General features: G+C 60.1%; 12 protein-coding genes. 4 read left to right on the top strand and 8 right to left on the bottom strand.

The window, feature by feature from the left end:
- Positions 1-23: 23 nt before the first annotated feature.
- Both ACM1ZW_RS08185 and ACM1ZW_RS08180 read left to right on the top strand, forming a co-directional pair.
- A complete protein-coding gene (locus ACM1ZW_RS08185) occupies positions 24-1,121 on the top strand; it encodes a tetratricopeptide repeat protein (RefSeq protein WP_050558267.1) in 1,098 nt (365 codons plus the stop codon).
- Positions 1,122-1,209: 88 nt separating this feature from the next.
- Positions 1,210-1,785, top strand: a complete 576-nt coding sequence (locus tag ACM1ZW_RS08180; RefSeq protein WP_017341501.1) for a lysozyme inhibitor LprI family protein — start codon at positions 1,210-1,212, stop codon at positions 1,783-1,785.
- Positions 1,786-1,916: 131 nt separating this feature from the next.
- On the opposite strand, the gene ACM1ZW_RS08175 is transcribed toward ACM1ZW_RS08180, so the two are convergent.
- Positions 1,917-2,315, bottom strand: a complete 399-nt coding sequence (locus ACM1ZW_RS08175) for a DUF6124 family protein (RefSeq protein ID WP_017341500.1) — start codon at positions 2,313-2,315, stop codon at positions 1,917-1,919.
- A gap of 332 nt (positions 2,316-2,647) precedes the next feature.
- On the opposite strand from ACM1ZW_RS08175, the gene ACM1ZW_RS08170 reads away from it, so the two are divergent.
- A complete protein-coding gene (locus ACM1ZW_RS08170) occupies positions 2,648-3,031 on the top strand; it encodes a hypothetical protein (RefSeq protein WP_038980709.1) in 384 nt (127 codons plus the stop codon).
- A 272-nt stretch (positions 3,032-3,303) separates the two neighbouring features.
- On the opposite strand, the gene ACM1ZW_RS08165 is transcribed toward ACM1ZW_RS08170, so the two are convergent.
- The 6 genes from ACM1ZW_RS08165 to exbB form a co-directional block, all read right to left on the bottom strand.
- Complete coding sequence (locus ACM1ZW_RS08165; protein ID WP_017341498.1) at positions 3,304-4,704, bottom strand: aminoacyl-tRNA deacylase and HDOD domain-containing protein; 1,401 nt, start codon at positions 4,702-4,704, stop codon at positions 3,304-3,306.
- A gap of 78 nt (positions 4,705-4,782) precedes the next feature.
- Positions 4,783-6,858, bottom strand: coding sequence for an ATP-dependent DNA helicase RecG (gene recG / locus ACM1ZW_RS08160; RefSeq protein WP_017341497.1), 2,076 nt, complete (start codon positions 6,856-6,858; stop codon positions 4,783-4,785).
- A 9-nt stretch (positions 6,859-6,867) separates the two neighbouring features.
- Complete coding sequence (locus tag ACM1ZW_RS08155; protein WP_017341496.1) at positions 6,868-7,797, bottom strand: hydrogen peroxide-inducible genes activator; 930 nt, start codon at positions 7,795-7,797, stop codon at positions 6,868-6,870.
- A 277-nt stretch (positions 7,798-8,074) separates the two neighbouring features.
- Positions 8,075-8,821, bottom strand: coding sequence for an energy transducer TonB family protein (locus tag ACM1ZW_RS08150; RefSeq protein ID WP_017341495.1), 747 nt, complete (start codon positions 8,819-8,821; stop codon positions 8,075-8,077).
- Complete coding sequence (gene exbD, locus ACM1ZW_RS08145) at positions 8,818-9,246, bottom strand: TonB system transport protein ExbD (protein ID WP_017341494.1); 429 nt, start codon at positions 9,244-9,246, stop codon at positions 8,818-8,820. Before exbD ends, ACM1ZW_RS08150 begins: the two co-directional genes overlap by 4 nt.
- Before the next feature lie 6 nt (positions 9,247-9,252).
- A complete protein-coding gene (exbB, locus tag ACM1ZW_RS08140; protein WP_416740389.1) occupies positions 9,253-10,215 on the bottom strand; it encodes a tonB-system energizer ExbB in 963 nt (320 codons plus the stop codon).
- Between the two features lie 188 nt (positions 10,216-10,403).
- Here exbB and ACM1ZW_RS08135 point away from each other — a divergent pair, with 188 nt between their 5' ends.
- The gene (locus tag ACM1ZW_RS08135; protein WP_017341492.1) at positions 10,404-11,261 is read left to right on the top strand and encodes an SDR family oxidoreductase; all 858 of its coding nucleotides are present in this window, start codon (positions 10,404-10,406) and stop codon (positions 11,259-11,261) included.
- A gap of 139 nt (positions 11,262-11,400) precedes the next feature.
- Here the strand turns inward: ACM1ZW_RS08135 and ACM1ZW_RS08130 are convergent, their stop codons facing one another.
- Positions 11,401-12,141, bottom strand: coding sequence for a hypothetical protein (locus ACM1ZW_RS08130; protein WP_017341491.1), 741 nt, complete (start codon positions 12,139-12,141; stop codon positions 11,401-11,403).
- Positions 12,142-12,193: the final 52 nt, after the last annotated feature.

Raw genomic sequence — 12,193 nt, 5'->3', positions numbered from 1 at the left:
CGGGAATTTCAACTGATTGAATTATGGAATTGAAGACAGTGAAACGCTTTTTTTTGTGCTTTGTTTGCGCGTTAGTCTGCTATGTCACTCTGCTGCTTTCGCCTGCGCTCGCTACTCCGCAGGTTATCAGGAAGATTCCGGTCAGTTTAATGGGTGATGCATCACGTCAAAACGTGTTTGTGCTGACTGGTGATACCGATGAAGCTTATCACCGACTGCTGATCGCGCCTGAGCCTGGGGCCAGCGACGACATTCTGCTGGATACATCCAAAGCGATACCGTTAATCAAAAGCCAATACTCGGCGGCCATGAGTGAAGGCTTCAGTATCAACGTGATCAACAGTCCGGCAGGTGTGCTTACGGTTGTCGATATGCAAGGGGAGCCCGTGTCAGTCAAGCAGTCTTCCGCTGAAGCAGGGGACGCGCTTGTGCTGGTCAGTAACGAAGAAGATAACGGCGTTTACAACTTCAATCTGGTGTTCCGCTACAACAAAAACTCAAAACAGTTTGAGCTGAGTAGCCTAGTGCAGGTAACCAACAACGAGTCCTGTGATCGCTCGGTAGTCAGTGTTGAAGAAGTACCCAAAAGCATGATCGGCGAAACCTCGTTGTCGTCGTTCGATGGGCGCAAGGTGTTTGAGCAGTTGCATGACCTGCACGTTAAGCGACCCGCCGAGGGCTACAAAAAACTGATGATGTCGGATATCGCGTACCAGCTCGACCAAGCGCTGGTGCTGTATCGAAAAGGGCAGAAAGAGGCCGTTTCGACGGTGATGGCGAATTTTCTGATGGATGGGGGCGAAGGCCACTGCTATCCGCACAGTTACATCGCGCAAAAGTATGACTTCGTTCAATCGCCAAGCTGGTCTAACGACGTCGGTTTTCTATTGGGCGAGTCCGGCTATTACGAAGAATCCATTGAGTTGTTGAACGCGGTTATTGCCAGAAACCCCGGCAGAACAGTTGCCTATCTGAATCTCGCGGATAGTTACTGGGGCGTGAAAGATAAGGTGCGGGCGGCGCAGGCTTACAAGCAATATGCCTCGTTGATGACCAGCGCGGGCAAGGGGTCGAAGATTCCTGATCGAGTGGCTGAGCGCAGTAAAGGAGCGGTGGAGTAATGGGCGAGCAGGCTGTGGCGAATCAGAAACTGGAGCTTGGCAGTAGCGTAGGGGCCCAGCAGTGAGCACAACACTTAAGAGGCTTGCGATGGCGTTGACGGGCTTCGTTTTAGCGGCGTCGATGATCTCGGCGAATGCTCAGGAAACCTGCAACCACGACAGCTTCACCAATCCCGATTTGATCACTTGCGGTCAGCAAAGCCTCGAGAAAGTCGATGCCGTCTTGAATGAGCAATACAAGAAAGCAATGGCCAGTTTGGCTCCCGCAGACAAGAAGCAACTGACCGACGTGCAAAGAAAGTGGGTGCGTTTCAAAGAAACGTATTGCGAAGATATCTATCAGTCCGCTTTACCGGGAGCTGAGGCGCCAATCGAGAAGCTTGCGTGTTTGGCGCGTGCAACCAATGCCCGGTTGGGCGAACTCATTTATCTACAGACAGGGATGCCGAATGATGGCTTTTACAAAGCTGCATCGCTGATGGCAGGGCCGGATCGAGAAAACGGCCTAAAGGCCTCGATCAACCTGCTAGGCGGAGTTGAATTCGACGATCCGGTTTGGAAGCAATACGCCGATGCGCAGTGCGACATGAGTTTCCGCATGTTGCGCGAAGACCTCGCCTATTGCGCTGTACGAATGCGTTTTCAGTTACCCATGAACCGCTAAAAAAATGACAGGTTTGAACTCGCTGCCCGAGACAGGCTGTCGAGTTAGGGATTATCGAGAAAGGGGACGCCAAGTCCCCTTTTTTACGTCGATTGATGCGCCGCCATCGCCAGCAAGCCGGCTCCTACAGGTCAGCTGACTCGGCTTTGTTGCTTGGCGAAAATCGCCGCCATTTCCGGTTCATCCAGATGATCCAGCGCTCGCTCAACCAGCAAATGCACCCCGTCGGCCATGCGGCTGAGCGCCAGGGCTACGGAGCGGCGTGAGCCTTCCACGCCGTCGGCCAGGTCGGCGGCGATGGCGCTGATGGACAAGAGGTCTTCCGAGGCGTTGGCGAGGAGGGTTTCAGTGTTGATGTCGGGGCAGACGCTGAAGAGGTCGCCATTGCGACGTTTGGATTTTTTATCAGGATGTGTTCCGAGGTGATGGTCGAGGGCGCGCTCGGCGGCTTCGTGGAGTTTTTTGGAATCGAAGGATTCGTAGGGGGATGTGGTCTCGTATTCGGGAACATTGGGCGTCGGATTGGTCATTGGTGTAAATCCTTGGAGTTAATGAAATTTTTCTCCGGTTTCGGACTTGCACATCCGGTCGCCGATTTCGCGGCAACGAGCAAAGGTTATCGATGAAGATTAGAGATGCCTAGTTCATGAACAGCGCCACGTGTTGAAGGAAATGTCCGATAGAACCGAGCGTAGAAAGATCAAAAGTCCTCGGCTTTTAAACATCGACGTTTAGTCAATGACTTGGTAGTCATCAGCGTCAAAAATACCGGCATCTTCTTCTAACACTGCACAACAGTGGCGTTCCTGCTCGAAGCCGCTACACTGCGCCGGCCGTTCATTTTTCTCTTGAGGCTGCACGTATGAAATTTCGTTTTCTTCTGTGGATGCTGGGTTTGTTGATGGGTAAGGCCAGTCGGACAAATCCTGCGTTTCAGCAGCAGTTGGGTGACAAGGAATTGGTGTTCCAGCTACAGACCCTGGACGGGAAAGTGGCGCGGCATTTCTTTGTGAAGGATCAGCGCATTACCAGCAAGTCGGGTGTGTATGCCGAACCGGCGTTTGCGATTGCGTTCAAGGATGCAGCGTATGGCTTTGCCACGATGCAGGCGAAGAACAAGCAGTTGGCGTTTATGACGGGGATTCAGGACAAGTCGATTCAGATCAAGGGGAATCCGGCGCTGGTGATCTGGTTTCAGGGGTTGACCAAGTATTTGAAGCCGCGGAAGGCGAAGGCCAAGGCTTGAGAACCTTGATCAAGACTGGGTGAGGGGGCTTTTGTGGCGAGGGAGCTTGCTCCCGCTGGGCTGCGGAGCGGCCCTAAAGCCTGAGACCTTGGTTGTATTTGGCACACCGCGTTGGCTGGGGTTGCGACTGCTGCGCAGTCGAGCGGGAGCAAGCTCCCTCGCCACAGGGGGTGTGGTGGTTCAGTTGGATTGGGGGGGATTCTTCGTGGGCAAGCCTTGCTCCTACAGGGATCACCAAAATCCTGTAGGAGCGAGGCTTGCTCGCGATGCTTTTAGGCTTGGGTGAATTGCGACGCGAGTTCACGCAGCAGCACTTCAGCTTCGAGGACTTTGCTGACGACGTCGTTGGCTTTGTCGCGGGTCAAACCTACGCGTTCAAGCAAGGCATCCGGGATGTCTTCATCCGGGCCGGAGCCGATGCCGCGACTACGCAGCAAGCGCACCGCCAGGCACACGAGGTTCGGATATTCAGCGTAGGCGCCGTCGTAGCTCGGATCGTGCTGGAAGCGCAACGCAGTGGCCAGTTCGTCCGGCATGTCCCAGTAGCGCATCAGCCATGAGCCGATCTGTTCACGACTAATGCCCAGCAGGTGTTGCTCCACAAAGCTGTGGCACAGGTGCGGGTTGACCTCCAGGTGGCGGCAGATCAGCGAGAAGTGCGGCGGGAAGACGTGCGCGAGCAGCAAGTAGCCGAAGTTGTGCAGCAGGCCGGCAAGGTAGGTCAGGCCGGCTTCCGGGCGCTGGGCACGGGGCATGGCGCGGGTCAGGCCTTCGATGACGGCGGCGGTGTAGATCGATTGCTGCCAGTACGGCGTGGTGTGTTGCGGGTGGTCTTTGGGCAGGCTGAGGGTTTTGCCCAGGGCCAGTCCCAGCGCCAGGTTGATCACCAGGTCGAAACCCAGCACGCGGACGATTGCATCTTCTACTGAACGAATCTTGCCCGGCGACGCGTAGTACGGCGATGCCGCCCAGCTCACCACTTGTGCGGCCAGGGCCGGGTCGGTTTCGACGACGCCAGTGATGTCGTCGATGGTGGCGTTGGGGTCGACGCGCAGTTTGATGATTTTCTGTGCGGTCTCGGCCAGCGGCGGAATTTCGATGGTGGCTTCCAGGCGTTGCTGGATGCGCCGAGCGGTGAACGCCTGGACGGCCTGGGTGATTTCCTCGCGGTCATCGTCGGGGCGGTCGAGGTTCGGGCGGATGCTGGTCAGGTTTTCGCCGAAGTTGGCGGCGCTGGCCTTGGTCAGCATGGTCTTGAAGGCTTCGCTGGTGATTTCCAGCAATACGCCCGGCTCGCCCGAGTTGATCAGCAACTTCGGTTCGCGCAGCAGGCTTTCTTCGTACAGGCACGGCGAGCTGGTCAGTGCCGGCAGGCCGGGCAGCAGGCTCAGGCTGTGTTTGCCGAGCATTTTTTCCAGGCGCTCGGTCGACACGGCAGCGAGGCGGCGACCGGTCAGTTCGGCGAGACGATTGAGGTCGAGCAACTGGCTCTGCGGAAACAGCACCATCAGCGCGCCGACGGCGTCGTCGAGCAATACCGCCTGCACTTTGCGCGAGGCGTTCAGGCCGTGGTGGTCGAGGACTTCTTCGTAGGCGATGCCCAGTTTGGCGAGCAGCAGCCGAATAACAGACGGAGCGTGCGGGGTTTCGGGGACGAGGGCAGCTTCAGTCATGGTCTGTATCCGTATTCAAACAATTGCAGGAGTATAACCAGCTTGTCTAAAGGCATCGTCCAGAATCTGCGACGGTGCTCACACTTGGCCGTATTGCTGCCCATGGCGCAGCCAGCGGTCGAGCAGCGGGCTGACGTGATCCGGCCAGCGCTCCAGCAATGCCTGGGCGGCGTCGCGCACGGCGGGAAGAAGATCGGCGTCGCGCATCAGGTCGGCGACCTTGAATTGCAGCAGGCCGGTCTGACGCGTGCCGAGCATTTCGCCGGGGCCGCGCAGTTCGAGGTCTTTTTCCGCGATGACAAACCCGTCGTTGGTCTCGCGCATGATGCCCAAACGCTGACGGCCAATCTGCGACAGCGGCGGATGGTAGAGCAGCACGCAATGGCTGGCGGCGCTGCCTCGGCCGACGCGGCCGCGCAACTGGTGCAGCTGCGCAAGGCCGAGGCGTTCGGGATTTTCGATGATCATCAGGCTGGCGTTCGGCACGTCGACGCCGACTTCGATCACGGTGGTGGCGACCAGCAGTTGCAGGTTGCCGGCCTTGAACTCGGCCATCACAGCAGCTTTTTCGACGGGCTTCATGCGCCCGTGGATCAGTCCGACCTTCAACTCGCCGAGGGCGGCGGTGAGGTCCTCAAAAGTGGTTTCCGCCGCTTGGCAGGTCAGCTCTTCCGACTCTTCGATCAGCGTGCACACCCAATAGGCCTGACGCCCTTCGGCACAGGCGCCGCGCACCCGTTCGATGACTTCGACGCGCCGGGTGTCGGTGACCAGCACCGTGTTCACCGGCGTTCGGCCGGGCGGCAGTTCGTCGAGGATCGAAGTGTCGAGGTCGGCGTAGGCACTCATGGCCAGCGTTCGAGGAATCGGCGTGGCGGTCATGATCAGCTGATGTGGGCACATCCGCCCGCCGACGCCTTTCTGTCGCAATGCCAGGCGTTGCTGCACGCCGAAGCGGTGTTGTTCGTCGATGATCACGAGGGCGAGGTTCTTGAACTTCACTTCGTCCTGAAACAGCGCGTGAGTGCCGACCACCATCGGTGTGCCGCTGGCGATCTGCTCGAGCGCAGCCGCGCGGTTCTTGCCTTTGAGCTTGCCGGCCAGCCACGCGACTTCAATGCCCAGCGGCTCGAGCCAGCGCTTGAAGGTGATGAAGTGCTGCTCGGCGAGGATTTCGGTGGGGGCCATCAACGCGACTTGATAACCCGCCTCCAAAGCCTGGAGCGCGGCGAGGGCGGCGACCACGGTTTTGCCCGCGCCGACGTCGCCCTGAATCAGCCGCAGCATCGGTTCGTGCTGGCTGAGGTCGTAGGCGATTTCGTTGCCGACGCGCTGTTGGGCGCCAGTCGGTGCGAACCCCAGGTTGGCCAGATACTTGGCCGGAAGCGTCGTGGCTTTCGGCATCGCCGGCGCACGCAGGGAACGCATGCTTTCGCGCAGGCGTTGCTGCGACAGTTGATGGGTCAGCAGTTCTTCGAAGGCCAGACGGTGCTGGGCCCAGTGATGACCGAGGGCGAGTTCGTCGACGTCGGCATCGGCCGGCGGGTGATGCAGGTAGCGGATCGCATCGGCCAGCGGCGCCAGTTGATAGTCCCGCGCCAGTTCGGTCGGCAGCCAGTCGGGCAGGCTGGTCGGGCCGAGCATCGTCAGGGTTTGCATGCACAGTTGGCGCAAACGCTGTTGAGTCAGGCCTTCGGTGAGCGGGTAGACCGGCGTCAGGGTTTCATCCACGGGCGGCGGCTCGTCGCCGGTGATGGCGCGGTATTCCGGGTGGTAGATTTCCAGCCCCGACGCACCGGGCCGCGCTTCGCCGTAGCAGCGAATCCGTGTGCCGCGTTTGAGGCCTTCTTTCTGGGCGTTGCTGAAATGGTAGAAGCGCAGGCTGAGCCCGCCAGTGCCGTCCTGCAAACGCACGACCAGGCTGCGGCGACGGCCCATGACCACGTCGGCGCCGCTGACGGTGCCTTCGATCACGGCGTCCTGTCCGGGTCGCAAGTGGCCGATCGGCACCACACGAGTGCGGTCCTGATAGCGCAGCGGCAGGTGGAACAGCACGTCCTGAAGATTCTCCAGGCCGACCTTGGCCAGTTTCTCGGCCATGGCCTCGCCGACACCCTTGAGTGCCGTTACCGACACTTGCGACAACTCGGTCATGACAGCGACTTAAGCCGCAACTACTGGCGCGGGCGGTTTGGCCACCGAGCACAGGCGAATGGAGTCAGCGAGGATTTCAATCGCCTTCGGCCGCGGGAAGCTCGCTCGCCAGGCGATGGCCACGGTGCGGAACGGCACCGGCGGTGTCAGTGGCCGCACTTCGATCACGCCGGGGGCGTAGTGGTGGCTGTCGACTGCCGAGAGCGGCAGGATCGAAATCCCGAGCCCCGAGGCAACCATGTGGCGAATGGTTTCCAGCGAGCTGGATTCCACCGTGGTGTGCTTGGCGCCGTCGTTGCCTTTGGTCAGCGTCGGGCAGGCTTCCAGCACTTGGTCGCGGAAGCAGTGGCCCTCGCCCAGCAGCAGCAGGCTCTTGTCGTTGAGCAGGGCGGCGTCGATGGATTCTTTTTGCGTCCACGGGTGCTGGGCCGGCATCAGGACGTAGAACGGCTCGTCGTAGAGCTGCAAGGTCAGCACGTCGGCTTCGTTGAACGGCAGGGCGATGATGATCGCGTCGAGCTCGCCGTTGCGCAGTTTGTCGCGCAGCACGTGGGTGAAGTTTTCTTCGATGTACAACGGCATCTGGGGGGCGACCCGGTGCAGTTGCGGGATCAGGTGCGGAAACAGGTACGGGCCGACGGTGTAGATCGCGCCGACTTTCAGCGGGGCGGTCAGCTGGTTCTTGCCGGCCTGGGCCAGTTCGCGGATGCCCTGGGCCTGTTCCAGGACTTTCTGTGCCTGGGCCACGATGCCTTCGCCGACCGGGGTCAGGCGCACGGCACTCTTGCTGCGCTCGAAGATCAGCACACCGAGTTCGTCTTCAAGCTTTTTCACGCCCACCGACAGGGTCGGCTGACTGACGTGGCAACGCTCGGCCGCGTGGCCGAAGTGCTGCTCTTGGGCGAGGGTAACGATGTAGCGTAATTCTGTAAGAGTCATAGCGAGCGTCCATGAAGTTGCGGGCCAAGCATACCGGCTGCAATCGATAGACGCACGTTATCAGAGAGAGTGTGTCGCGCGACACCGGGCAATGCGGGTTTGCCGCTGGCGGATATGCGAAAGGCACCTTTCGGGTGCCTTTTGCAGGTATTTCGCTCGCTGAAGATCTCCTGTGGGAGCGGGCTCGCTCGCGATAGCGGTGTGTCATCCAACATTGATGTCATCTGATACGGCCCCTTCGCGAGCAAGCCCACTCCCACCCTGGTTCAGCGTTGGATTAGCGGCGACGTTCGAGCGAATAAACAAACGGTGCAACGATTTCGATGGAACCGTTGTTCAGCATGTCGGCCGGTGGCTTGGGCAACGGTTGGGCACGTCTGATCATTTCCAGGGTCGCCCGATCCAGATCGGCGTTGCCGGAGCGGCCCACCAGTTCGAACGACAGCACGTTACCTTCGCCATCCACCACGAAACGCAGACGGTTCAAGCCTTCCTTGCCCCGCGCCTGGGCACTGGCCGGGTACTTTTTGTACTTGGCCAGGTGAGCGAGCAGCGTCCCTTGCCAGCTGGCCTTGGCGGCCTGCTGTGCGGGCGATGGGCCCGGTGCCGGTTGTGCGGATTTTTCCGTCGGTGCCTGGGTCGGTTGCGTGTCGCTCGGTTTTTCCTCGGACGGTTTTTCCTTCGGCGGCTCCGGCTTTTTCTCCACAGGCTTGGGCGGCTGAGGCTTCGGCTTGGGTTTGACCGGTTTCGGTACGGTAATTTCTGCCTTCGGCACTTCGGCCAGTTTCGGGATCGGCAGTTCTTCCACCGGCGCGGGTGGTTGTGGCGGCGTTATCACCTTTGGCGGTGCCGGTGGTGGCGGGGCAGGAACCGGCGCCAGCTCGACCATCATCGCCTGCGGTGGCAGCTCGATGGGTGGTTGTGCGGTCCAGTTCATCGCCAGCGCAATGGCCACTGCATGGACGCCCAGCACCACGGCCAGGCTCCCGCTGTAACGCGTCAGCTTATGGCGCGTCGTGATCATTTCTTGACTGCCGTCTCAAGCCCGACCAGACCCACCTTCAGGTAGCCCGCGGAACGCAGGTTATCCATCACGCTCATCAGGTCGCCGTAGTCCACGCCTTTATCGGCCTGGAAGAAGATTGTCGTGTCTTTCTTGCCTTGGGTCCTGGCGTCGAGGGTGGCGCCGAGGGCTTCGGCCTTCACTTCTTCTTCGCCGAGGAACAGGCGCTGGTCAGCCTTGACGCTGAGGAACACCGGTTTCTCTGGCCGTGGCGCCGGTTTGGCGCTGGAGGCGGGCAGGTCGACCTTGATGTCCACGGTGGCCAACGGAGCGGCCACCATGAAGATGATCAACAGCACCAGCATCACGTCGATGAACGGCGTGACGTTGATTTCGTGGTTCTCGGCCAGATCGTCGTCTGCGCCTTCTTTCAAATGCAGGCCCATGGCCGATTACCCCACTTTCACCATGTGCGGTTGCGAGCTGCGCTCAGGCTGGTGGTCGAGGTCGCGGCTGACCAGCAACAGGACTTCTGCCGAGGCGTCGGACACTTGCGCCTTGTAGCCGGCGATGGAGCGGGCGAAGACGTTGTAGATCACAACGGCTGGAATCGCGGCCACCAGGCCCAGCGCCGTCGCCAGCAGGGCTTCGGCAATGCCGGGGGCCACGACGGCAAGGTTGGTAGTCTGGGTTTTGGCGATGCCGATGAAGCTGTTCATGATGCCCCATACGGTACCGAACAGACCCACGAACGGCGCGGTAGAGCCGATGGTGGCGAGTACACCGGTGCCGCTGCTCATGTTGCGACCACAGGCTGCGACCAGACGCTCGAGGCGGAAGGCGACACGTTCCTTGATGCCTTCTTTCTCGCGGCTGTTGGTCGACAGGCGCATTTCTTCCAGCGCGTCATGCACCAGCAAGTTGGCGAGGGTGCCTGCCTTGGTGGCAGACGCGCTGGCTTCCTTGAGGGTGGTGGCCTTTTTCAGGTGGACGATTTCGGTGCGCAGACGACGCTTGGCGCCCATCAGCTCGAAACCCTTGGCGATCCAGATGGTCCAGGTGATGATCGACGCGATAGCCAGGCCGATCATCACGATTTTCACGATGATGTCGGCGTTCTGATACATGCCCCACGGCGACAGGTCATGGGCCATGCCCAGGGAGTTGTCGGCTTCGAGGACTTCAGGAGCGTCTTCGGCAGTGGTGTCTACTGCCTGGGCCGGGTCGGTGGCCACCGGTGCGGCGTGATCGGCTGGAGCAGGTGCGGCCGCGGCCTGGGTGGCTGGGGTAGCCGGCGCTTGTGCGTCAGCAAATGTGGCGGTTGGCGCCAGCATCAGGCTGAGCAGCAGGGCGGCCACCGCGCTCCAGGCGCGAGGTCGTTTGGTTGGCGAAGCGAGGAATTGATTGCGTGTCATGCTGGCCGGACCTGAGAGAAAAAGACGGTAAATGTTCTTCCAGGCCTCGAAGGCCGAGAACAAAAGTGGTGGGCATTATTGCAAGTAATTCTTGTTAACAAAAGTAATAGAGTATCTTTTTTTCCTTCATCGCTAGCCGCTCGTCCATTGCCGGCGCTAGTCTGTGGCTTTCCGATAGGAGTTTTTTGATGTCCGCGCCATCTGTTTTGATCGCCGGCTGCGGCGACGTCGGCAGTCGTCTGGCCACACAATTGCTGGCTGCAGGGTGGGAGGTTCACGGCCTGCGACGTGACGTCTCGCGCCTGCCCAATGGGGTGATCGGTGTTGCCGGCGACCTGTTCAACAAAGACTGCCCGCACACCTGGCCGGTTGGTGCGGTGGACTATCTGGTGTATTGCGCGGCCGCCACCGATCACGATGAAGCCGGTTACCGCGCCGCTTATGTCGAGGGCTTGGAGCACGTGCTTGAGTGGCTGGGCGACTATGGGCAGGTGCCCAATCGCTTGCTGTTCGTTTCCAGTAGTAGTGTTTATGGCCAGCAGGAGGGCGAGTGGGTCGACGAAACATCGCCGACCATCGCTGCCGGCTATTCAGGTCGACTGATGCTGGAGGCGGAGCAAGTGGCGCTCAACAGTGGCATCCCGGCGAGCATCGTGCGTTTGACCGGTATTTATGGCCCGGGCCGTGAATATCTGCTGACTCAGGTTCGTCGCGGCTATCGCGTGGCGATCGATCCGCCGCTGTACGGCAACCGCATTCACGCGGATGACGCGGCGGGGCTGATGGCGTTTCTGCTTGAGGCGGATCGGCGTGGTGTTGCGCTGGATGACATCTATATCGGTGTCGACGATGCGCCTGCACCGCTGGCCGAAGTGGTGGACTGGTTGCGTGAATATCTGGGCGTGACTGAATGGTCCGAGGATGCGAGCGTGCGGCGCACAGGTAGCAAACGGTGCAGTAATGCACGGGCGAAGGCCTTGGGCTGGACGCCAAAGTACCCAAGCTATCGTGAAGGTTACGCCGCCATTCTCGAAGGCCGCTGCTGACCCCTGTCACCACAAACCAAATGTGGGGGCGGGCTTGCTCGCGAAGGCGCCATAACATTCAACATCATCGTTGACTGTTTCACCGCTTTCGCGAGCAAGCCCGCCCCCACATTAGTTTTTTGGTGGTCTTAAGATCGGGTTACTGTTTTTCCAGCAACCATTTGCGCTGACCCGGCGTGAACTGAGGCATTTCATCCGCCTGTGCGGTGTTCACTGCCTGCAGGATCTCCAGTTCCTTGCCCTTGCGCGCAAAGATCCACGTGTTGCCTTGGCCGTTCAGTTGCAGCCACATGTTGTCGTCGCCGCCACTCATCGACGCGCAATCGCCGGCCAGACACAGTGCATAGCGATCCGCGCCCGGCAGACCGGTCACCTGGCCGTCGGCCTGGAATTGCACAGTGCTACCTTCACCGGGGCCACTGACGACTTTCCAGCTGCCACCCATGTAGGCTGAATACAGCGCGCGTTCGAAGCTCGCACCCATCGGCGCGCCATCCGGTACGGGGATCAGGGCGCGGTCAAAGACCTGTGCGGGTTCGTTGTCGCTGGCGATCTGGCTCAGTTGCTTGCCGTCACGCTTCAGCTCGCTGGCGGAACTGCCATAGAAGTCGACTTTCCAGGCGCCGGACTCCTCGCCCAGCAGCTTGCCGTCGACATTTTCAAAACCGTTGGTGTAGCGGGCCTGCCCGGCCTTGGTGTTGACGTCCCATTCCAGGTTCGGGCCATAGGCCTGGAGCGCTTCACGCAGTGGGCCGCCTTTGGATGCAGCGTCGATCGCCACCTGATTGATCCAGGTGCCGCTGATGTCACGGTCGGCAGGGTTGCTGGCACATCCGCCCAAGAACAGGGCGACCAGCGAGAGGGCTAGCGCTTGGCGCATGGTGGAATCCTTTCAAAACAGAATCGACGCAGCCCAGGGGCTGCGCCGGACG

Source organism: Pseudomonas sp. NFX71 (genome assembly GCF_048079215.1).
In the GTDB taxonomy this organism is placed as follows: domain Bacteria; phylum Pseudomonadota; class Gammaproteobacteria; order Pseudomonadales; family Pseudomonadaceae; genus Aquipseudomonas; species Aquipseudomonas fluorescens_B.
The sequence above is the reverse complement of the archived record's forward strand: the minus strand, read 5'-3'. Positions and strand labels throughout refer to the sequence as shown.